Consider the following 20,202-nt stretch of genomic DNA (forward strand, 5'->3'; position numbering starts at 1 on the left):
CCCCACCCCTCCTTGAACGTGTTCAAAACGCTGACAGGACTGACTGTAGCCCTGTTTTTGAACACGTTCAAGCCTGATCCGGGACCGTGGGTGGCTCAGGGGCGGCGGCCCAGCTCCGGGCGCTTGGAGTAGTCCGTCAGGCCGATGACGTTGCCCCACGGGTCGGCGAACTCGACGGTCCAGCCGGTGGCCACGGGGAACGGCTCGTCGAGCGGCGGCACCCCCGCCCCGCGCAGCGCACGCGCCGCCTCGCGGGCGTCGGTCACCTCCAGCCACACCCGCGCGGAGGGCCACATCGGCGGCTGCCGCCCGAACTCCTCCTCCACCCGCAGCAGGAGTCCCGGCGTCTCGACGCCCACCTTCAGCAGCGCGATCCCGGCCTCGTCGAGCCGGTAGGCGACCGGGAAGCCGGCCCGCTCGTAGAACCCGACGGCCTCACCGAGGTCCCCGACGGGCAGCAGTACGTTGTCGAACCCGAGCAGTTCGTACGACTCGTCATCTGACATGGCGTCAGGCTAGGACGATCGTCGCCCGGAACGGCTGATTGTCGGTCCGACCCCGCTGCGGGATTGGGCCGTCCGGCCGCAGGAACGCCGCAGGGCCCCGTCTCCATGGGAAACGGGGCCCTGCGGCGTGGTGCGACCGACGGACGTCAGAAGCGGCGCGTGATCAGCGCTCGCTTCACCTCCGCGATGGCCTTGGTGACCTCGATGCCGCGCGGGCAGGCGTCCGTGCAGTTGAAGGTCGTACGGCAGCGCCAGACGCCGTCGCGGTCGTTGAGGATCTCCAGCCGCTGCTCGCCGGCCTCGTCGCGCGAGTCGAAGATGAAGCGGTGGGCGTTGACGATCGCGGCCGGGCCGAAGTACTGGCCGTCGTTCCAGAACACCGGGCACGAGGACGTGCAGGCGGCGCACAGGATGCACTTCGTCGTGTCGTCGAAGCGCTCGCGGTCCTCGGCGGTCTGCAGGCGCTCACGCGTCGGCTCGTTGGTGTCCTTCGTGATCAGGAAGGGCATCACGTCCCGGTACGCCTGGAAGAACGGCTCCATGTCGACGACCAGGTCCTTGAGGACCGTCAGGCCCTTTATGGCCTCGACCGTGATCGGCTTCTCGGGGCTGAGGTCCTTGATCAGCGTCTTGCAGGCGAGGCGGTTCTTGCCGTTGATCCGCATGGCGTCCGAGCCGCAGATGCCGTGCGCGCAGGAACGGCGGAAGGTGAGGCTTCCGTCGAGCTCCCACTTGATCTTGTGCAGCGCGTCGAGGACACGCTCCTTCGGGTCGATCTCCAGCTGGAAGTCTTCCCAGGACGCCTCGGCCGCGACCTCCGGGTTGAACCGCCGGACGCGGAAGGTGACCGTGATGTAGGGAGAGTCGGCGAAGCCCGGCTCGGGGGCCGAGTCGTTCTTCTCCATGACAGGGGTAGCCATCAGTACTTACGCTCCATCGGCTGGTAGCGGGTCTGGACGACCGGCTTGTAGTCGAGCCGGATGGACTCGGCGCCGTCGTCGCCCACCTCGCGGTACGCCATGGTGTGGCGCATGAAGTTGACGTCGTCGCGGTTGGGGAAGTCCTCGCGGTAGTGACCGCCGCGCGACTCCTTGCGGGCGAGGGCGGACACCGCCATCACCTCGGCCAGGTCGAGCAGGTTGCCCAGCTCGACGGCCTCCAGCAGGTCGGTGTTGAAGCGCCGGCCCTTGTCCTGGATCGACACGTTCTTGTAGCGGGCGCGCAGCTCGGCGATCTTCTCGACGGCCGTCTTGATCGTCTGTTCGGTGCGGAACACCATGACGTTGGCGTCCATGCACTCCTGCAGCTCGCGGCGGATCGCCGCCACCCGCTCGGTGCCGGTGGACGAGCGCAGCCGCTCGATCTGCTCGACGACCTGGGACTCCGGGTCCTCGGGCAGCTCGACGAAGTCCGCCTTCTGCGCGTACTCCGCGGCGGCGATGCCCGCGCGGCGCCCGAAGACGTTGATGTCGAGCAGCGAGTTGGTGCCCAGGCGGTTGGCGCCGTGCACCGACACGCAGGCGACCTCGCCGGCCGCGTACAGGCCCGGGACGACGGTGGTGTTGTCGCGGAGGACCTCACCCTCGACGTTGGTCGGGATGCCGCCCATGGCGTAGTGCGCGGTCGGCTGGATCGGGATCGGGTCCGTGTAGGGCTCGATGCCGAGGTAGGTGCGCGCGAACTCCGTGATGTCGGGCAGCTTGGCGTCCAGCTGCTCCGGCGGGAGGTGCGTGAGGTCCAGGTAGACGTGGTCGCCCTCGGGACCGCAGCCGCGGCCCTCGCGGATCTCCGTGTAGATGGAGCGCGAGACGACGTCACGGGACGCGAGGTCCTTCATGACCGGCGCGTACTTCTCCATGAAGCGCTCGCCGTCCTTGTTGCGCAGGATGCCGCCCTCACCGCGGGCGCCCTCCGTCAGCAGGATGCCCATGCGCCAGATGCCGGTCGGGTGGAACTGGAAGAACTCCATGTCCTCCAGCGGCAGTCCGCGGCGGTACACGGCCGCCTGGCCGTCACCGGTGAGCGTGTGCGCGTTGGACGTCACCTTGAAGAACTTGCCGGTGCCGCCGGAGGCGTAGATCACGGACTTCGCCTGGAAGACGTGGATCTCGCCGGTCGCCAGCTCGTACGCCACCACACCGGCCGAGCGCTTGACGCCGTCGACCTCGGTGATCAGCTGGTCCAGGACGTAGAACTCGTTGAAGAACTCCACGCCCTCCTTGACACAGTTCTGATAGAGCGTCTGGAGGATCATGTGACCGGTGCGGTCGGCCGCGTAGCAGGAGCGGCGGACCGGGGCCTCGCCGTGGTTGCGGCTGTGCCCGCCGAAGCGGCGCTGGTCGATCGTGCCGTCGGGCGTCCGGTTGAACGGCAGGCCCATCTTCTCCAGGTCGAGGACCGAGTCGATGGCCTCCTTCGCCAGGATCTCGGCGGCGTCCTGGTCGACCAGGTAGTCACCGCCCTTGACCGTGTCGAAGGTGTGCCACTCCCAGTTGTCCTCCTCCACGTTGGCCAGCGCGGCGGCCATGCCGCCCTGCGCGGCGCCCGTGTGGGAGCGGGTGGGGTAGAGCTTCGTCAGCACGGCGGTGCGGCTGCGCTTGGTCGACTCGATGGCCGCGCGCATGCCGGCGCCACCGGCGCCGACGATGACGGTGTCGTACTTGTGTACCTTCATGATTTTCGCAGCCCCGTGCCTAGCGGATGTTCGGGTCGAAGGTGAAGATCACCAGCGTGCCCAGCAGGATGGTGAACACCGTGGCGGTGTAGAGCAGGCCCTTGAGCCACAGGCGGGTGTTCGGGCGCTCCGCGTAGTCGTTGATGACCGTGCGCAGGCCGTTCCCGCCGTGCAGCATGGCGAGCCAGAGCATCGCGAGGTCCCAGACCTGCCAGAACGGCGAGGCCCAGCGGCCCGCCACGAAGGCGAAGCCGATCTTCGAGACACCGCCGTCGAGCACCAGCTGGATCAGCAGGTGGCCGAGGACCAGGACGACCAGCACCACGCCGGACAGGCGCATGAACAGCCAGGCGACCATCTCGAAGTTGCCCCGGGTGGTCTTCGGGGTCTTCTTCGTGCGCGCGCGGGGTGCCTCGATGAGCGGCGCCGGGCTGTCGACCGTGTACAGGGAGGCGCCCTCGACGGGGCCGATCCCGGAAGCGGGGGATTCAGTCGTGGACATTGGCGTCAGCTCCCGAACAGTTCACGAGCGGCGTGGCCGAGGACGGGGTAGATCGCCCCGAGCATCAGCACGACCCACAGGGCGACGACGGTCCAGAGCATCTGCTTCTGGTAGCGGGCGCCCTTGACCCAGAAGTCGACGGCGATGACACGCAGGCCGTTGAGCGCGTGGAAGAGGATGGCGGCGACGAGGCCGTACTCCAGCAGCGCGACGATCGGCGTCTTGTACGTGGCCACGACGGTGTCGTAGGCCTCGGGGGACACCCGCACGAGGGCGGTGTCCAGCACGTGAACGAACAGGAAGAAGAAGATGAGGACGCCGGTGACTCGATGAGCCACCCAGGACCACATTCCTTCCCGGCCGCGGTACAGCGTTCCAGCCGGCACGGAAATTTCCTCCGGGAGCGGGGATTGGGGCCGCGCCGGCTTTCCTTGTCGGTCGGGCCCGGCCGGGTACGGTCCACCGGCCCCCAGCATGGTAGCGACGTGTACCTGCGGTGCTTACAGCGGGCCTGCCGGTGTGATCAAAGTTGCACTCAAAGGAGCAGTGGGTTTGGGCGGGGGCGGCTACGGGGGATGGGGGTTTGTCTTGTATGCCGGGTGCGCGTAGTCAGTGGCTGGTCGCGCAGTTCCCCGCGCCCCTGAGCGTGCTGATCAATCTGCCTCTTGCCAGTTGCCGGAGTTCTTCTGCCGCTACCAGGCGTTCTTCGTCCAGGTCGTTGTTCAAACGTGACCGGATGGCTGCCAGTAGGTGGTTCAGCGTCTCGTCCGGACTCAGGCCGGCCAGGCAGATGACGAACACGTGTCCGAAGCGGGACTCGTAGGCCGCGTGAGCCGCGTTCAGGGCCGTGTGGGCCGCTGCGTAGGTGTCCTCGGGGAGTGCGGGCAGTGTTTCGGCGGCCAGGGCCTCGGTCAGGTCGTCCGGGGAGAGGTCGTACGCCGCCTCGTCCGCCGCCGCGAGGAGGGCGGGGAGGTCCGGATAGGGGCGGTGGGCGGCGAGGCGGTGGGCCCAGGTGTGACTGTTCAGGCAGGTCAGCAGGGTCTGGGTGGCCTCTTCGGGGGAGGTGGTGTTGAAGCGCTCCAGCGAGGAGGGAGTTGCCGGATTGGCGCGTGTTTGCACCGGTACCGGTATGGCCACTCGGCGGGGGAGGTCTGGGAGACGGTGCGCAGGCAGCGTGGATCCTCGTGGGCTTCACGTACGGGTCGGCAGGTGATGGTGCGAGAGATGTGGCTTCACGTTATCGAGTGACGGCATCGCGCGTCCGACCGATGACCGAATTTCACCCGAACGGGAGAGTTTCAGAACATGTGGTGGACGCATGACGGCAGCGGCGGCCATAGGTTGGCGCCGTGAGCCAGCACGGACGCCGGATACCGGCGCACAAGGTGAGGCAGCGGGCGGTGATCGCCGGTGCGGTGGTCGCCGCGCTCGGCGTGGGGGTCGGCCTGTGGGCCACCGACACCGACGGTGACGGCGGCCAGGAGGGCTCGGCCGCGCGGACCTCCGGCGAGGCGGCCGCGCCCAGTCCCAGCCGCTCCTACCCGCTGTCGAAGGAGCCGCGGACCATACCCGCCGTACGGGAACACACCGCGGCCCGCGGACCCGGCTGGCAGCCGAAGAAGGACCACCGGGTCGTCGTCGCCGACTCCGGCCTCGCCGACGAGGGCAAGCAGATCGCCGGCGAGCTGGGGATGACGTACGCGGGGGAGAAGGACGACGAGCGCTCCGGGGACCTGCTCCTCGACGTCAAGGCCGACAAGGGCGCGAACCCCGAGTCGTACACCATGACCGTGCGCGACGGCCGGGTCACCGTCACCGGGCCCGCCGAGGCCGGCGTGTACTACGGCACCCGCACCCTGAAGCAGGCCGTGGACGGCGGCGGTACCGCGCCGGAGGGCGTGGTGAAGGACGAGCCGGCCAAGCCGAAGCGCGGCTTCTCGCTCGACATCGCCCGCAAGCACTACGACGCCGACTGGATCAAGGACCGGATACGCGAGCTGGGCGACCTCAAGTTCAACGAACTGGGCCTGCACTTCTCCGACGACCAGGCTTTCCGCATCGAGTCCGACTCGCACCCGGAGATCGTCTCGGACGAGCACCTGACCAAGGCCGAGATGAAGGAGATCATCGATCTCGCCGCCTCGCGCCACATCACCGTCGTCCCCGAGATCGACTCGCCCGGCCACCTCGGCGCCGTGATCGCCGCGCACCCCGACCTCCAGCTGCGCAACGCGCAGGGCACGGCCACGCGCGGCGCGATCGACATCTCCAAGCCGGAGGCCGCGAAGATCGTCGACGACCTGCTGAACGAGTACGCCGACCTGTTCCCCGGCACCCAGTTCCACCTGGGCGCCGACGAGTACCAGGCGCTGGTGGTCCCGGATCCCGAGGCGTCCTACCCGACGCTGGCCGCCGCCGCCCGCAAGGCGTACGGCTCCGGCGGCACCGTAGCCGACCTCACCACCGGCTGGCTCAACGGCCGGGCCAAGACCGTCATGGCCCACGACCGCGTCCCGCGCGCGTGGAACGACGGCTTCTTCAAGGACACGTCCGTCGAGCCCCTGAAGGACATCAAGGTCGCCTACTGGACCGGCAAGGAGATCGGCGCCCGCCCGCCGACGGAGTACCTGAGCGCGGGCCGCCAGGTCCTCAACTACAACGACGAGTTCCTCTACTACGTGCTCGGCCAGCCGCAGACCTTCGTCTACCCGACCGGCGAGCGCATCTACGAGCAGTGGACCCCGCGCGTCCTGCGCGGCACGCAGGCCGTCGACGCCAAGTACGACGACCAGATACTCGGCGGCAGCTTCGCGGTCTGGGGCGACATCCCGAGCGCGCAGACGCAGGCGCAGGTCGCCGAGGGCATCCGGCTGCCGCTGGCGGCGACGGTCCAGAAGCTGTGGGACCCCGACAAGCCCGAGCTGTCCTGGACGGACTTCAAGGCGCTGGCCAACCGCCTCGACTGACGCGGACACCCCGGGCAGGTCCCGGTGGCGGCATGCCGATTGACCGATCCGGCTGCGAACTCCCGTACGGCTGTGGTGGTCTTTTGACCGAGCCGAACCGACACGCCGGGGGGAACCGGGACATGGGCTACTGGGGGTACTTCGTCGTCGGCCGCGCCGAGCGGCCGCTCGCGGAGCTGGAGGCGCTGGCCGGCGCCGCGGACATGACCCTGCGCCAGTCCGCGCCGGACGGCTGGCAGGTGTGGGAGTTCCCGGGCGGCGACGGAGACGTCGGGAACATGAACGAACTGGCCGGACAGACCGGCGCGCCAGCGCTGTTCGGGTACGTGATGGACAGCGACTGCGTGGTCGTGGAGGCGGCGGCGCCCGAGAGCGGGGCGTGGACGACCTGCCTGGCGCGGTCCGCCATGGCCGGGTACCTGGGCGCCGAGCGGGACGGGCTCACCCTGGAGGACTACTTCCTCGAGCCCCGCGACGCCGCCGAACGCGCCGTCGCCTGGGCGGCCGAGGCGGGGCGCACCGCGAGCGCCGGCGATCTGGCCCGGGTGCTGTCGGACGACCCGGGCGCCGAAGCGGACGCGGACGTGGGCTCCGACGCGGACGCCGACGTGGACGAGGACGTGGACGTGGACGAGGGCGTGGGCTCCGACTCCGGTCCGGTGGCCGAAAACCTCTTCTTCCGCTTCCTCGACCGGCTGGGCGTCGTGCCGCTGTGACACTCCCGGGCCGTCGCACGCAGTAAGGGGCAGTGCGGGCTCCGTGGTGGTGGGCGGGGCGAAGCGGCGGGAACAGGGAGGCATCCGATGAGCCTGGTGGAACTGATCGCGCGGGCCGACGTACGCGGGCTCGCCGCGAGCGGGCTGGCTTGTTTGGATCGCTGCGTCCCACTGCTGGACGGCGACGACGAGGTCCTCAGACCCCTGTGGACCACCCTCGCCGACGACACCGGCGACGGCACCGGTGACGAGGCCGGCCGCGACTGGGCGCAGGGGCTGGCGCAGGTGCGGGACAAGCTCGCCGGCCCCGACGCCGCCGGCGAGGACGATGCGGTGCTCCTGGCCCGCCGCATGCTCGCGGCCGCGCCGGCCGAGTGCTCCGGCCCGGCGATGCGGACGTGGGCCGACGCCTGTTCCGTCGCCGCGCTCCGCATCCACCGGCTCCTCGACCCCGCGGCGGACCCGGCCCCGGACACCGACGTACCCCGCGAGGCCGGACCGGAGGAGCTGTCCCCCCTCGTCGCCGCCGAACTGCGCCGTCAGACCGGCGTCCTGGAACTGCTCGCCGCTCACGGCCCGGCCGGGCTGCGTCCGGCCCTGGACGTCTCCACGGAGGGGCGCCGGGTACTGCGCGCGGTGGTCTCCCGCCGGGCACGCGGGCGGGGCTGAAACCCCGGGCCCGCCTGTGACCGACGTGCGGGGAACGCGCGGCGGTGGTGCGGCGGACATGGCGGAGGTGGGTCGGTCCTGCGCCGGTTGCGGAACGACCGGCGTTCGTGTGTGACGCAACCGTGCCGCGCGGCGCTATAGCCCATGTGACGACTGTGACCAGCGGATTGACCAGCGGATCGAGCGGCGAATCGAGCAGTGGATCGACGGGCCGGCAGCAGACCCGGCCGTCGGCCGCCGCGAAGCCGGTGCGGTGGGCGGCGGACGCGGTGGCCACGCCGCGTGAGGGCGCCCGGCCGCACCTGGACTACTCGGCGCAGAGCTTGTGGCGCGTCGACCGGGTGATCGAGGGCATCCGGCGCGTGGGAGCGCCGTACGCCGCGGTGGAGACGGAGCTGCGCGGTCTCGGCGCGTACGCCGGTGAGGTGATCGTGCGTCAGGCGGGCGGCGAGTGGTGGGCGACCGGCGGCGACCACTGGGTCCGCACCCCCGACGGCCGACTGTGGGACCCGATCGACGAGGCCCGCCGCTGCTTCGCCGGTGACGGCTCGCTCCGCCTCCTGTGCCGGGACGCCACGGCGGCCCGGTGACGAGAGCACGAGGGGACGGGGTCGTCTTCGCGGAGGGCGAAGCGGGTGAACCGCAGGGACGGCCGGGGCCGCCACCCCCCACAGGAGAGGCCCCGGCCGTCGCGCGGCACGGGCCGCGCGGCGGCCCGTACTCCCTACAGCGTCGCGACTGCGTTTTCTGTCACACCGCGACGCGTCACGGGTTAGTTGCATCTTGTACGGCAATGAGGGCCGGACATGGACGAGTGGCGGTTTCAAGACGTAACGTGCCATTCGCGCCGACGCAGCGGGGGGCCCGCTCCCGCGACGGAGTTGCGGGAGACCACCGCGACCATCAATGGAGAAACCACGACGGCGAGGACCACGTCCGCGAGAGCGGCGCCGGTTTAGGCGCAGAAAGGCTTCTCGGTGCTGGGGGACGACGCGGAGCTGACCGCCGCGGTGCGTGCGGCGCAGGACGGGGACGAGACCGCGTTCCGGACTGTGTACCGCGCCGTGCATCCGCGGCTGCTGGGATACGTGCGCACGCTCGTCGGTGATCACGACGCCGAGGACGTGGCGTCCGAGGCCTGGCTCCAGATCGCCCGCGACCTCGAACGGTTCGACGGCGACGCCGACCGGTTCCGCGGCTGGGCCGCCCGCATCGCCCGCAACCGCGCCCTCGACCACATCCGCATGCGCGGCCGCCGGCCGGCCGTCGGCGGCGACGAGACGGAGCTGGCCGGCAGGCCCGCGGAGTCCGACACCGCGGGCGAGGCCATGGAGACGCTGGCCACCGACAACACCCTCTCCCTCATCGCCCGGCTGCCCCAGGACCAGGCCGAGGCGGTCGTCCTGCGCGTGGTGATGGGCCTCGACGCGAAGAGCGCCGCCGAGACGCTGGGCAAGCGGCCCGGCGCGGTCCGCACGGCGGCGCACCGCGGCCTGAAGCGGCTGGCCGAACTGCTCGGCGGCGATCCGGAATCGGGCGGGGGGCTCGACGCCCTGCCGCCGCAGCGAGAACCGCGTGGTCGCGCGGTGACGTCCGCGAGTGTGACGCATACGCGTCCGCGGACGCAGAAGGACATGTGATGGCCGACGAGCAGAACAAGTGGCTGGACCGCGAAACGGCGGAGCTCTTGCTGCGCGGAGAGCCACTGGAGGCTGCCCATCCGGCGGCCCGCGACCGTGCCGAGCGACTCGTCGTGGCCCTGGGCGCGCTCTCCGCCGCACCCGCGCCGACCGGCGGGGAACTCCCCGGCGAGGCAGCCGCGTTGGCCGCCTACCGCAAGGTGCGCGAAGAGCGGGCCGACGCGTCCGCGGGGGCGTCGGCCGCCCTCCGGAAGGGCGCCGCCAACCGGCCGGCCGACGCCGGTCTCGTCCGCATCGGCCGGCGCGCCGACAGCGCCGGGCGCCCCCGCTGGAGCCGCCCCCTGCGCCTCGGACTGGCCGCCGCGCTGACCGTCGGCATGGTCGGCTCGGTGGCGGTGGCGGCCGGAACCGGAGTGCTGCCGACACCGTTCGACCGCACCGAACCGGAACCCGCCGCCACCGTCTCGGCCGCGGCGTCCCCCGACCGCCCGCTGGTCTCGCCCTCGCCGCTGGACGGCACGCAGGGCGGGACGGCGCCCGGCGGCACCGCCCCCGGCGCGCCTGAAGACGGCACGACGCGGGACGGCGGCAAGGCCGGGGACGACCGCGACACGGGCGACCGGGACACCGGCGGCTCCGACGCACGCCGGTCGGGCCTCGCCGCCTCCTGCCGCAAGGTGCGCTCCGGCAGGGAACTCGACGGCGCCCACAACCGCGCGCTGAAGGAGGCGGCCGGGGGACCGTCCCGGGTCGGGAAATACTGCGGCGACCTCCTCGCCGGAAACGACACCGCCGCCCGGAAGGACACCGGCGGCCGGGACAGCAGGGAGCACGGCGACTTGGGAGAGACGGTCCGGGAGGGCCAACTCCGCAATGACACCGGCGACAGCGGCGGCAAGGGCGACGAGGACGGCAAGGGCAACGAGAACGGCAAGGGCGAGGGCAACGGCGGCAAGAAGGGCGACGACGGCGACGGCAAGGGAGGCGAAGGCGGCAAGGGCGGCAAGGGTGACAAGGACGATGACGACGACAGCCACATAGCCCCGCCCGACCGGAACCCCCACGGCCCCCACGGCCCTCACGGCCTCCACGCGCACCACGGTTCCCACGGCCTCCACGCGCACCACGGTCCGCGCACCCCGTCGGCCTACGCCCCCCACCCCTCGTCCTCCGCCTCTGCGGGAACCGTCTGACCTCTGCTTTCGCGGTCGAGAGGGATTCTCTCGCCGAGGGTGTGACACTTTCGGCCACCGTGACGCAGTAATGAGTGAGCCGACTGGTCATCGGCTTTTGCACCGAGCCGGGGTTCCCCCCGTACCTGCGGCTCGTGCACCTCGGCGCGGGCGGGACACGTTCCCCCGGTCCCGCCCGCGCCCCATCCGCCGTGGCGCCGCCTCGCGGCCCCGGCGCCTCACCAGTACACGACGACCTTGTCGCCGTTCCTCACCTGCGCGTACAGATCCGCGATCGCCGCCTCGTCGCGCACGTTGACGCAGCCGTGCGAGGCGCCCGCGTAGCCGCGGGCCGCGAAGTCGTAGGAGTAGTGCACGGCCTGGCCGCCGCTGAAGAACATGGCGTAGGGCATGGCCGAGTCGTAGAGCGTCGAGACGTGGTGGCGGGACTTCCAGTAGACCTGGAAGACGCCCTCCCGGGTCGGCGTGTACTGCGAGCCGAAGCGTACGGACATGGTCGACACGGTGCGTCCGTCGACCATCCAGCGCAGCGTCCGGCTCGACTTGCTGACACACAGCACCCGGCCGGTCAGACAGCGCGGGTCCGGCGCGGCGGCCGGCTGCCCGCCCATCAGGTACAGGTCCCACTTGTCCGGCTCGCGCGACATCCCGAGCAGCCGCTCCCAGGTGACGGTGTCCGTCCGGCCGGTCCTCGGCAGCCCGCGCTTGCCCTGGAAGCCGCTGACCGCGCGCTCGGTCAGATCGTCGTACGTCCCGGTCGGCCCGTCCACGAGCCACTCGACCTGGCGCAGCCGCGCCTGCAGTTCGCGGACGTCTCGGCCGGTGTCGCCCCGCTTCCACAGCACCCTGGCCGCCCCGGCCGCCCGGGCGGGCGGCGCGCTCGACGGCCGGTCGCGGGACGGCGTGCTCTTCGGCGCTGCCCCGGTGACCTCTATGCGCACCGGGGAGTGCGCCTTGCCGTCCGGGCCCGTGCGCTGCACGGTGCAGCCGCCCGCCACCAGTACGGCCCCCAGGGCGACGGCGACCGCCCTGCCCGTGTTTCCCCTGCCCGTCTTCATGCGCATCACGGCCCCCCGTCGTCTCACGGCCCCGCACGGACGTCCCCTGAGTTGTTCCCGCGGATGACGCGCCGTGAACGGCACGGCATCGTTGTGACCGGGACCGCACCGAGGTTGTGAGGAAGGTCCCAGCGTGCGCCTCTCCACCGGGTGCACGCGCGCGGATACAGTCCGTCGAGAAGTCGGTCTGTACTGGCGGGTTAGTGACGGGTAGTTCGACCAGTTCGAACATGTGCTCAGCGGGAGGCATCACACCATGACGCGCGAGTCCGAGTCCGGGCTGCCCATCGAACCGGTCTACGGGCCCGAGACCCAGGCGGGCTGGGATCCGGCCGAGAAGCTGGGCGAGCCGGGGAAGTACCCCTTCACCCGGGGCGTGTACCCGTCCATGTACACCGGCCGGCCGTGGACGATGCGCCAGTACGCCGGTTTCGGCACGGCGACCGAGTCGAACGCCCGCTACAAGCAGCTGATCGCCAACGGCACCATGGGACTGTCGGTCGCCTTCGACCTGCCCACCCAGATGGGCCACGACTCCGACGCCCCGATCTCCAGCGGCGAGGTCGGCAAGGTCGGCGTGGCCATCGACTCCCTCGATGACATGCGGGTGCTGTTCGGCGGGATCCCGCTGGACAAGGTCTCCACGTCGATGACGATCAACGCCCCGGCCTCGCTGCTGCTCCTGCTGTACCAACTGGTCGCCGAGGAGCAGGGCGTGAGCGCCGGCCAGCTCACCGGCACGATCCAGAACGACGTGCTGAAGGAGTACATCGCGCGCGGGACGTACATCTTCCCGCCCAAGCCCTCGCTGCGCCTGATCGCGGACATCTTCAAGTACTGCCGGGCCGAGATCCCGAAGTGGAACACGATCTCGATCTCCGGCTACCACATGGCCGAGGCGGGTGCGTCTCCCGCGCAGGAGATCGCGTTCACGCTCGCGGACGGCATCGAGTACGTGCGCACGGCGGTCGCGGCCGGCATGGACGTGGACGACTTCGCGCCCCGGCTGTCCTTCTTCTTCGTGGCCCGTACGACGATCCTGGAAGAGGTCGCCAAGTTCCGGGCGGCCCGCCGGATCTGGGCGCGGGTGATGCGCGAGGAGTTCGGCGCGAAGAACCCCAAGTCGCTGATGCTGCGCTTCCACACCCAGACCGCCGGCGTGCAGCTCACCGCCCAGCAGCCCGAGGTGAACCTGGTCCGCGTCGCCGTGCAGGGCCTGGGCGCGGTCCTCGGCGGCACGCAGTCGCTGCACACCAACTCCTTCGACGAGGCCATCGCGCTGCCCACCGACAAGTCCGCGCGGCTCGCCCTGCGCACCCAGCAGGTCCTTGCCTACGAGACCGACGTGACGGCGACCGTCGACCCCTTCGCCGGGTCCTACGTCGTCGAGAAGATGACCGACGACGTCGAGGCGGCGACGCTGGAGCTGATGCGGAAGGTCGAGGACCTCGGCGGCGCGGTCAACGCCATCGAGCACGGCTTCCAGAAAAGCGAGATCGAGCGCAGCGCCTACCGCATCGCCCAGGAGACCGACTCCGGCGAGCGCGTCGTGGTCGGCGTCAACCGCTACCAGCTCGACGCCGAGGAGCCCTACGAGCCCCTCCGCGTCGACCCGGCCATCGAGGCCCAGCAGGCCGAGCGGCTGGCCGCGCTCCGCGCGGAGCGCGACCAGCCCGCGGTCGACGCCGCGCTGGGGGCCCTGAAGAAGGCGGCCGAGGGCGAGGACAACGTCCTGTACCCGATGAAGGACGCGCTGCGGGCCCGGGCGACGGTGGGCGAGGTCTGCAACGCGCTGCGGGAGGTCTGGGGGACCTACGTGCCCTCGGACGCCTTCTGACGGGCGCTGAGCTGGGCCGGTACCTCGAATGGGTGGTCGGGAGCGAAAGGCGCACGTTCCTGGTTAGGCTCGTGGAGGGTGTTCCCGTAAGGAGGGTGCCGTGGCCGTCATGATGCACGAGTCGTCGCTTGCCGATGCTGCTGACCATCTCTGGGAGGAGCTGCCCGGCCACCGGGTAGAGATCCTCAACGGGAGCATCGTTGTGACACCGCCGCCGGATGGTCCGCACCAGGAGTCGCTGACCTGGCTCGTCGAGGAGTTCGCCCGGGTCGGGGCCAGGCAGGCGGGGCTCAGATACCTCGGTGGCATCGGGTTGTGGCTGCCGACGGGTCCCGACGACTATGCGGTGCCCGACTTCTCCGTGGTCGACGACGTCTACAGGGACGCGGTCGTGGAGAAGAACTGCTACTCGCCGCACGTCTTCCGGCTGGTCCTCGAGGTGACCTCCACCAACTGGTCCAATGACACGGCCATCAAGGTGGGGACCTACGCCAGGGCGGGCATCCCGGTCTACGTCATCGCCGACCGCCACCACGACGAGGTTCTGCTCTACACCGACCCGGCCGATGGCAAGTACCCCGACCCCCAGCGTTTCAGGCGGGGCCAGGACGTCCCCGTCCCCGAATCCGTCGGCGTCACCCTCGACCTCTCCGTCGACACCCTCCTCGACGGCGACGACTGAGACGGACGGGAACCGGTTCGGGACTCAGCCGCTCAGCCCGAACCGGCCCAGGTAGCTGCCGAGGCCCTCCGGAGTGTCCCCGGCCCACCCCACGTACCCGTCCGGCCGTACGAGGAACAGCCCCGTCCCGTACGCCCCGTGCGCGTCCCCGCGCACCACCCGCACCGCCGCCCCCACGCCACCGCCGGGCGCGTCGGTGCCCAGCGCCAGCAGCGTCCAGTGCGGCCCCCGGAAGGCGTCGAAGAGCCGTACGTCGCCGACCCGGCCGTCGGGCGCACGGTCCCCGGCCCGTACCGCGGCACCCTCCGCGACCGCCGCGCCCCGCGCCTCCGCCGTCAGGGACGACTCCCGGTACCCCAGGCCCAGTTGCCGCGTCGCTTCGCCGCGCCGCACCTCGCCGCGGTGGACGCCGGTCGACAGGTCGAGCATCTGCGCGGCGATCGGGCGCCGTTCCTCCTCGTAGCTGTCCAGGAGTGCGGCCGGGGCGCCGCCCGTGAGCACCGCGCCCAGCTTCCAGCCCAGGTTGTAGGCGTCCTGGACGCTGGTGTTCAGGCCCTGGCCGCCCGCCGGTGAGTGCACGTGCGCCGCGTCCCCGGCCAGGAAGACCCGGCCCGAGCGGAAGCGGTCGGCCAGAGCGGCCCGCGGCCGGAAGTCGGAGGCCCAGCGCACCTCGACGACGTCCTCGGCGGCGATGTGCGAGCGGTCCGCGACGACCTTGCGGATGCCGTCCGGGGTGAGGTCGACGTCCGCGCCCTCCGGGAACCGCGCCGTCACCTGGAAGTCCTCGGTGCCGGCCAGCGGGCAGACGGCGAGGAAGTCGGCGTCGTCGCGGGGCGGGAAGAGGTGCCAGTTGTCGCGGTCCAGGCCGGCGATCCGGACGTCCGCGACCAGCGTCGGGTTCGGGTCGACGGTCTCGCCGGTCATGCCGATGTCCAGCGCGCGGCGCACCGCCGAGCGGCCGCCGTCCGCGGCGACCAGGTAGCGGGCGCGCACCGCCCGGCCCGAGGAGAGGTGCGCGGTGACGCCGTCCGCGTCCTGGGTGAGCCCGGCGACCTCCCGGTCGAAGGCGACCTTGCCGCCCAGCTCCGCCAGCCGCTCCGCCAGGATCTCCTGCGTACGCCACTGCGGCACCATCCACGGTGCGTTGTACGGCGAGTCCTCGCTCGGCTCGGCCGGGTCGAACATGTGGTGCTCGCCGACCCGCTCGCCGTCGCGCCAGACCATGCCGACCGGGTAGGTCCCGCCCGCCGCGTGGATCGCGTCGAGGACGCCGAGGTCGTCGAAGACCTCCATCGTCCGGGGCTGCAGGCCCTTGCCCCGGGAGCCGGGGAACAGCTCCTGCGCGCGCTCCAGGACCAGCGCGTCCACGCCGCGCCGGGCCAGGTCCACCGCGAGGGCGAGACCGGTGGGGCCCGCGCCGACGATCAGGACATCCGTGTCCGTCTTCATGAACACTCTCCTTAACAACGTTAAGTGCCGTCTGGGTACGAGAATGGCCTTAACGCCGTTAAGCTGTCAAGTGTGAGTACGGAACGACGCGTCCCCCTCGACCGCCGACGGGTCGCGGACACGGCGCTGAAACTGCTGAACGAGGTCGGTCTGGACGGTCTGACCCTGCGCACCATCGCCAGGGAACTGGACGTCAAGGCGCCCGCCCTGTACTGGCACTTCAAGGACAAGCAGGCCCTGCTCGACGAGATGGCCACCGAGATGTACCGGCGCATGATCGCCGAGACCGCCCTCGACCCCGCCGACACCTGGCGGGAGCGGCTGCTCAAGGCGAGCCGCGGTCTGCGCTCGTCGTTGCTCCACTACCGCGACGGCGCCAAGGTGTTCAGCGGCTCACGCTTCACCGGCGCGGTCCACGCCGAGCAGATGGAGGACAGTCTGCGGCTGTTCACCGCCGCCGGACTCACCCTCGCGCAGGCGGTCCGCGCGAACACGACGGCGTACCTGTTCACCCTCGGCTTCGTCACCGAGGAACAGGGCGTCCATCCCGTGCCGGACGAGCGCCGGGAGGGTTTCGACGTGGACGAACGCGCCCGCCTGCTGGCCGCCTACCCCCTGACGGCCGCGGCGGGGGCGGAGATCTTCGGGGACTTCGAGCGGCAGTTCGAGGAGGCGCTGGCGCTGGTGATCGCGGGCATCGGGGTGACCTACCGCCTCGACTGAGCCGCCCGGCCCGCCTTCGCCCGCTGCTGCGCCCGGTACCGGCGCACCGCACGCGTGACGAGGGGCGGCAGCAGGTCCAGGGCCAGACGCCGGGTGCGGTCCCGCGGGGCCGCGGGCCGGGCCGTGCGCGCCGCACGCTCCGGCGGACGGGGCTGCGTGGTCTGCCCCGGCACGGGCGTGGCGTCCGGCGGGCCCGCGTCGGGCGCCGAAGCGGGCGCCGGAGCGGGCGCAGGGTGCCGCGAGGACGGCAGCGAGGGCGGCCGAAGCCGCTTGACCTTGGCACGGGTCCGCACCAGCCGGTGCCCCGCGGCACGCTCCACCGTCACGGCGATGTCGTCGCGCCCGCGCAGCGTCGCGAGCAGCTCCTCCTGTACGGGCTCCGGGTCGCCCCAGGTGCCGTACAGCTTCTGGCTGCTCAGGCAGACCGGGCGCAGGCCGCGGTTGAGCACCGCCTCCCAGGCGGCGACGGCGACGCCCGGGGTGTGCTCGCTGCGGAAGTCGTCCAGGACGACGATGCCGCCCGGCCCCAGCAGGTCCTTCGCCGCGCCGATGTCGCCCTCGACGTGCTCGTACAGGTGCGAGGCGTCGATGTGGACGAAGCGGCAGGTGCCGGGCCGGACCTCGTCGACGATCGCGGAGCTGGGCGCCTGGACGATCGTCGGCAGGCTCTCGTGGAAGGACAGGTAGTTCCGCTCGAAGGCCTGGCGGGTGAGCGAGGAGTACGACTTCGCCGCCTCCGCCCGGTTGGCCGCGTCCGGCGGCTCGGCCCCGAACAGGTCGCAGACCGTGAGCGTCTCGCCGTCCCGCAGCCGGTGCCCGAGCAGAATCGCGCTCTTGCCCAGGTAGGCGCCCAGTTCGAGCAGGTCGCCGCGGGTGTCGAGGCGCTCCTGCCGCTCCAGGAACCAGGAGAACAGCACCTGGTCGAGCGGCCAGAACCAGCCGGGGACGTCGTTCAGCTCACCGGGGTACTTGTGCGTCTCTTGCGCAGTGGCCATGAGGGGAGGATGCCCCCTCGGCGGCCGAAATGGAGTGAGCGCGCGCTATCCGATGGGCGGAAAATCGCACGAATTGCTCAATGTGTCCGGCCCGGCACCGTCCGCGACCCGTGCCGCACCCCGCGCTCAGGACGCCCGCAGATACGCCGAGTGGGCCGCCTTTCCCAGGTAGGTGAGGCGCGTGCCGTCCCGGAGGTGGTCGTCCATGGCTTCCTTGATGCCCGGCCAGGCCGGGTCGCCGTAGTCGTCCAGGACGACGATCGCGCCGGGCGCGGCGATCTCCTCCGCCCACTCGAGGTCCTGGCGGACGCCCTTCGCCGAGTGGTCGCCGTCGACGACGATCACGCCGTAGGCGCGGTCCGAGACGGCCGCCCGGGTCTCGGGGTCCTCGGAGAAGCCCCGCCGGATGCGGGCCGCCGCGCCCGCCGGACCGGCGAGGGCCAGGTTGGTGCGCACGGCGTGCTCGTCGACCGGGGTGCCCGTCGGATCGGGGCGCGGGTTGGTGCCCGGCTGGAGCTGTACGCCGGCGAAGGGGTCGACGATGGTCAGGCTCGGGCTGCGGCCGTCGCGCTCCAGCATCCGGACCAGGCCGGTGGAGAACATGCCGTACAGCGTCCCTATCTCCAGGATCTCGTCGTTCGGCGGATCCAGCAGCGGGATCGTGCCGAGCTTGCCGCAGATGTTCATGGTGCCGCCCGCGATCCGGCCCACGCCCAGTGCCTCGAGACCCACCAGCAGCCGGTAGGCCGTCGCGACGTTGCGGGTCGCCGCGTCACGGTCGCCGGACAGCGCCGCGACCTCGGCGTGCAGACGCTCCAGCGGTCCCTGGGACACCACCCGGGACAGGCCGCGGCCGCGCTCGCCCAGGAGCAGCTCGCAGCTCAGCCGGTGGGTGGTCGCCTGCCGGACCGCCGCACTCACCTGCCGCTCGATGCGCCGGTCGATCAGATCGGCGACCGGTCGCAGCAGACGCCGGGAGACCGGACTGCGGAGCAGGGAACGGCTGTTCATGGGCCAACGACCTCAATCCGACACGGAGGTGAACGGGAGTACGCGCAACGCCAGTGGGGTGGATGGGGCCACACTAGGGAGGCCCCCGGCCGCGGGCGGAGCACCCCGGCGGGCCAGGAGAAGAACTTCCGCGGAACTCCCGACGACCGGGAGACGACGGCCCCCGCTGTTCACCGGAAGGCCACCCGTACGTGGCCGATGTTCATCCGGGAGCGGTTCCCGGCCCGTGCGGGGCCTCATAGCCTGCACCGACGTGCGCCGCGCGGCGCCGCGACCGCGGGCGCGCGACGCGAGCCATTCGATCCCCGGGCCCGGCCGGACGACCGGCGGGCCCGCGCGTCCTGTCCGGGAGTGACCACCCATCGCCGCCGAGCCCATGACCGCCGCCGAGTCCGCGCGGCCGTCCGCCACCGCGACCGCCCCCTCCGCCGTCGACACGCCGGCGCCGCGTGCCCGGGGCGAGCACCGGTACGACATCGACCTCGTCCGGGTCCTCGCCTCGGTCGGGGTCATCGTCTGCCACGCCGCGGGCGAACTCATGAAGGCCGTGGACCGTACCCCCTCCGGGGGCGGGCCCGTGTACTGGACCGCGCTCGCCGGGGACGCGCTGAGCCGGTGCGCCGTGCCGCTCTTCTTCGCGATCGCCGGCTGGGTCGTGCTGAGCGGGGCACCGCCGCGGGACGCCGGGCAGATCCGCAAGCGGCTGACCCGCATCGTGGTGCCCATGGCCGTGTGGACCGCCGCCTACCTGCTGTGGGACTGGGCGCGGGACGCCAACACCGACCCCACCCGAGACCTCGCGTGGGACGCGCTGTTCGGCTCCGTGCGGCCTGCCTTCCACCTCTGGTACCTGTACGCGTACGTCCCCGTGATCCTGCTGCTGTCGGTGGCGGTCCTGGTCAGGAACGGCAAGCGGCCCTGGGGCGCGGGCGCCGCGCTGCTCGGCCTCGCGCTCGCCCCGACCCTCCTCGGCGACCTCGGGCGCCTGTTCGACGTCCGCGTTCCGCCCTTCGCCTGGCAGTTCGGCGTCTACCAGATCGCGTACGCCGTCGCCGGGGCCGTCCTGCTGTCGCTGCCGGGGGCGGCGGTCGCCGGCCGGCGGCGGCGCCTGCTGTGGCTGGCCGGCGGGCTCTTCGCGTGGGCCGCGGTCGCCGTCTACGAACACCGGGTGCACTTCCCGAGCCCCTACGCCTCCGTCGTGGTGGCGCTGCTGGCGGGCACGCTGCTGATGGCCCTCAACCGGATCAGGGTGCCCGAGCGGTTCCGGCCGCTGCTGGGCCGGCTCGCCGGGGCCTCCTTCGGCGCCTACCTGGTCCACCTGCTCTTCCTGGAGGCGCTCGCCCCGCGCGTGGTGTCGGCGGACGCGGGGTGGCCGGCCGCCGTGGGCGGGCTCGCGGGGCTCACCGTGGCCACGGTCGTGCTGTCCTTCGCCGCCGCCCTGCTGTGGACACGGCTGCGGCTGGCCCGCTGGCTGGGCTGAGCCGGGCGGCGGCGAAAACGCCGGAGCCCCTTCGGCCGCTCGGCCGAAGGGGCTGCGTGACGGGCTGCGTGACGGGCTCCGTCACGGTCCCGCTCTCCCGG

Annotated in this window: 20 protein-coding genes; 10 read left to right on the forward strand and 10 right to left on the reverse strand. The window is 71.8% G+C overall.

Features of this window, described 5'->3' with window-relative positions; genetic code table 11:
* Positions 1-95: 95 nt before the first annotated feature.
* The 6 genes from ACGH7X_RS24200 to ACGH7X_RS24225 form a co-directional block, all read right to left on the reverse strand.
* Entirely contained in the window at positions 96-506 is a 411-nt protein-coding gene (locus ACGH7X_RS24200; protein ID WP_399887842.1) for a VOC family protein, read from the reverse strand.
* A 146-nt stretch (positions 507-652) separates the two neighbouring features.
* The gene (locus ACGH7X_RS24205; RefSeq protein ID WP_399887844.1) at positions 653-1,426 is read right to left on the reverse strand and encodes a succinate dehydrogenase iron-sulfur subunit; all 774 of its coding nucleotides are present in this window, start codon (positions 1,424-1,426) and stop codon (positions 653-655) included.
* On the reverse strand, positions 1,426-3,180 hold the full coding sequence (gene sdhA / locus ACGH7X_RS24210) for a succinate dehydrogenase flavoprotein subunit (protein ID WP_399887846.1): 1,755 nt from the start codon (positions 3,178-3,180) through the stop codon (positions 1,426-1,428). The genes ACGH7X_RS24205 and sdhA overlap by 1 nt, the downstream gene beginning before the upstream one ends.
* 19 nt (positions 3,181-3,199) lie before the next feature.
* On the reverse strand, positions 3,200-3,682 hold the full coding sequence (locus ACGH7X_RS24215) for a succinate dehydrogenase hydrophobic membrane anchor subunit (RefSeq protein ID WP_399887848.1): 483 nt from the start codon (positions 3,680-3,682) through the stop codon (positions 3,200-3,202).
* Between the two features lie 5 nt (positions 3,683-3,687).
* Complete coding sequence (gene sdhC / locus ACGH7X_RS24220; RefSeq protein WP_003974113.1) at positions 3,688-4,068, reverse strand: succinate dehydrogenase, cytochrome b556 subunit; 381 nt, start codon at positions 4,066-4,068, stop codon at positions 3,688-3,690.
* A gap of 223 nt (positions 4,069-4,291) precedes the next feature.
* Positions 4,292-4,801: a 2-oxo-4-hydroxy-4-carboxy-5-ureidoimidazoline decarboxylase gene (locus ACGH7X_RS24225; RefSeq protein WP_399887850.1), complete on the reverse strand. Its 510-nt coding sequence runs from the start codon at positions 4,799-4,801 to the stop codon at positions 4,292-4,294.
* A gap of 230 nt (positions 4,802-5,031) precedes the next feature.
* Between ACGH7X_RS24225 and ACGH7X_RS24230 the strand changes: the two genes are divergently transcribed.
* The 6 genes from ACGH7X_RS24230 to ACGH7X_RS24255 all read left to right on the forward strand — a co-directional run bounded on the left by ACGH7X_RS24230 (position 5,032) and on the right by ACGH7X_RS24255 (position 10,866).
* Positions 5,032-6,648 (forward strand): glycoside hydrolase family 20 protein, encoded by a 1,617-nt coding sequence (locus ACGH7X_RS24230; protein ID WP_399887852.1) that lies wholly within the window; start codon positions 5,032-5,034, stop codon positions 6,646-6,648.
* Between the two features lie 122 nt (positions 6,649-6,770).
* Entirely contained in the window at positions 6,771-7,364 is a 594-nt protein-coding gene (locus ACGH7X_RS24235; protein WP_399887854.1) for a hypothetical protein, read from the forward strand.
* A gap of 87 nt (positions 7,365-7,451) precedes the next feature.
* On the forward strand, positions 7,452-8,033 hold the full coding sequence (locus tag ACGH7X_RS24240; RefSeq protein WP_399887856.1) for a hypothetical protein: 582 nt from the start codon (positions 7,452-7,454) through the stop codon (positions 8,031-8,033).
* Between the two features lie 155 nt (positions 8,034-8,188).
* The gene (locus ACGH7X_RS24245) at positions 8,189-8,623 is read left to right on the forward strand and encodes a hypothetical protein (RefSeq protein WP_399887858.1); all 435 of its coding nucleotides are present in this window, start codon (positions 8,189-8,191) and stop codon (positions 8,621-8,623) included.
* A gap of 387 nt (positions 8,624-9,010) precedes the next feature.
* Complete coding sequence (locus ACGH7X_RS24250; protein ID WP_399887859.1) at positions 9,011-9,673, forward strand: RNA polymerase sigma factor; 663 nt, start codon at positions 9,011-9,013, stop codon at positions 9,671-9,673.
* Positions 9,673-10,866, forward strand: coding sequence for a hypothetical protein (locus tag ACGH7X_RS24255; RefSeq protein ID WP_399887861.1), 1,194 nt, complete (start codon positions 9,673-9,675; stop codon positions 10,864-10,866). Before ACGH7X_RS24250 ends, ACGH7X_RS24255 begins: the two co-directional genes overlap by 1 nt.
* A gap of 218 nt (positions 10,867-11,084) precedes the next feature.
* Here the strand turns inward: ACGH7X_RS24255 and ACGH7X_RS24260 are convergent, their stop codons facing one another.
* Positions 11,085-11,930, reverse strand: a complete 846-nt coding sequence (locus ACGH7X_RS24260; RefSeq protein WP_399887863.1) for a L,D-transpeptidase family protein — start codon at positions 11,928-11,930, stop codon at positions 11,085-11,087.
* A 250-nt stretch (positions 11,931-12,180) separates the two neighbouring features.
* On the opposite strand from ACGH7X_RS24260, the gene ACGH7X_RS24265 reads away from it, so the two are divergent.
* Together ACGH7X_RS24265 and ACGH7X_RS24270 are read left to right on the forward strand one after the other, a co-directional pair.
* A complete protein-coding gene (locus tag ACGH7X_RS24265) occupies positions 12,181-13,761 on the forward strand; it encodes a methylmalonyl-CoA mutase (RefSeq protein WP_399887865.1) in 1,581 nt (526 codons plus the stop codon).
* Between the two features lie 109 nt (positions 13,762-13,870).
* Entirely contained in the window at positions 13,871-14,443 is a 573-nt protein-coding gene (locus ACGH7X_RS24270) for a Uma2 family endonuclease (RefSeq protein ID WP_399897308.1), read from the forward strand.
* 24 nt (positions 14,444-14,467) lie between these two features.
* On the opposite strand, the gene ACGH7X_RS24275 is transcribed toward ACGH7X_RS24270, so the two are convergent.
* Entirely contained in the window at positions 14,468-15,892 is a 1,425-nt protein-coding gene (locus ACGH7X_RS24275; protein ID WP_399887867.1) for an FAD-dependent oxidoreductase, read from the reverse strand.
* A gap of 72 nt (positions 15,893-15,964) precedes the next feature.
* Between ACGH7X_RS24275 and ACGH7X_RS24280 the strand changes: the two genes are divergently transcribed.
* Positions 15,965-16,615: a TetR/AcrR family transcriptional regulator C-terminal domain-containing protein gene (locus ACGH7X_RS24280; protein ID WP_399887869.1), complete on the forward strand. Its 651-nt coding sequence runs from the start codon at positions 15,965-15,967 to the stop codon at positions 16,613-16,615.
* On the opposite strand, the gene ACGH7X_RS24285 is transcribed toward ACGH7X_RS24280, so the two are convergent.
* On the reverse strand, positions 16,600-17,610 hold the full coding sequence (locus ACGH7X_RS24285) for a class I SAM-dependent methyltransferase (protein ID WP_399887871.1): 1,011 nt from the start codon (positions 17,608-17,610) through the stop codon (positions 16,600-16,602). The genes ACGH7X_RS24280 and ACGH7X_RS24285 overlap by 16 nt on opposite strands.
* A gap of 126 nt (positions 17,611-17,736) precedes the next feature.
* Positions 17,737-18,621: a class I SAM-dependent methyltransferase gene (locus tag ACGH7X_RS24290; RefSeq protein WP_399887873.1), complete on the reverse strand. Its 885-nt coding sequence runs from the start codon at positions 18,619-18,621 to the stop codon at positions 17,737-17,739.
* A 376-nt stretch (positions 18,622-18,997) separates the two neighbouring features.
* Here ACGH7X_RS24290 and ACGH7X_RS24295 point away from each other — a divergent pair, with 376 nt between their 5' ends.
* Complete coding sequence (locus ACGH7X_RS24295; RefSeq protein WP_399887875.1) at positions 18,998-20,101, forward strand: acyltransferase; 1,104 nt, start codon at positions 18,998-19,000, stop codon at positions 20,099-20,101.
* Positions 20,102-20,202 lie beyond the last annotated feature (101 nt).

The organism is Streptomyces sp. BBFR51, assembly GCF_044591655.1.
Lineage (GTDB): Bacteria > Actinomycetota > Actinomycetes > Streptomycetales > Streptomycetaceae > Streptomyces.

What these genes read in the sequence shown, in the direction of transcription:
- ACGH7X_RS24200 (WP_399887842.1), bottom strand. Translation starts at nt 506, where the DNA reads ATGTCAGATGACGAGTCGTACGAACTGCTCGGGTTCGACAACGTACTG.
- ACGH7X_RS24205 (WP_399887844.1), bottom strand. Translation starts at nt 1,426, where the DNA reads ATGGCTACCCCTGTCATGGAGAAGAACGACTCGGCCCCCGAGCCGGGC.
- sdhA (WP_399887846.1), bottom strand. Translation starts at nt 3,180, where the DNA reads ATGAAGGTACACAAGTACGACACCGTCATCGTCGGCGCCGGTGGCGCC.
- ACGH7X_RS24215 (WP_399887848.1), bottom strand. Translation starts at nt 3,682, where the DNA reads ATGTCCACGACTGAATCCCCCGCTTCCGGGATCGGCCCCGTCGAGGGC.
- ACGH7X_RS24235 (WP_399887854.1), top strand. Translation starts at nt 6,771, where the DNA reads ATGGGCTACTGGGGGTACTTCGTCGTCGGCCGCGCCGAGCGGCCGCTC.
- ACGH7X_RS24240 (WP_399887856.1), top strand. Translation starts at nt 7,452, where the DNA reads ATGAGCCTGGTGGAACTGATCGCGCGGGCCGACGTACGCGGGCTCGCC.
- ACGH7X_RS24255 (WP_399887861.1), top strand. Translation starts at nt 9,673, where the DNA reads ATGGCCGACGAGCAGAACAAGTGGCTGGACCGCGAAACGGCGGAGCTC.
- ACGH7X_RS24260 (WP_399887863.1), bottom strand. Translation starts at nt 11,930, where the DNA reads ATGCGCATGAAGACGGGCAGGGGAAACACGGGCAGGGCGGTCGCCGTC.
- ACGH7X_RS24265 (WP_399887865.1), top strand. Translation starts at nt 12,181, where the DNA reads ATGACGCGCGAGTCCGAGTCCGGGCTGCCCATCGAACCGGTCTACGGG.
- ACGH7X_RS24270 (WP_399897308.1), top strand. Translation starts at nt 13,871, where the DNA reads ATGATGCACGAGTCGTCGCTTGCCGATGCTGCTGACCATCTCTGGGAG.
- ACGH7X_RS24275 (WP_399887867.1), bottom strand. Translation starts at nt 15,892, where the DNA reads ATGAAGACGGACACGGATGTCCTGATCGTCGGCGCGGGCCCCACCGGT.
- ACGH7X_RS24285 (WP_399887871.1), bottom strand. Translation starts at nt 17,610, where the DNA reads ATGGCCACTGCGCAAGAGACGCACAAGTACCCCGGTGAGCTGAACGAC.
- ACGH7X_RS24290 (WP_399887873.1), bottom strand. Translation starts at nt 18,621, where the DNA reads ATGAACAGCCGTTCCCTGCTCCGCAGTCCGGTCTCCCGGCGTCTGCTG.
- ACGH7X_RS24295 (WP_399887875.1), top strand. Translation starts at nt 18,998, where the DNA reads ATGACCGCCGCCGAGTCCGCGCGGCCGTCCGCCACCGCGACCGCCCCC.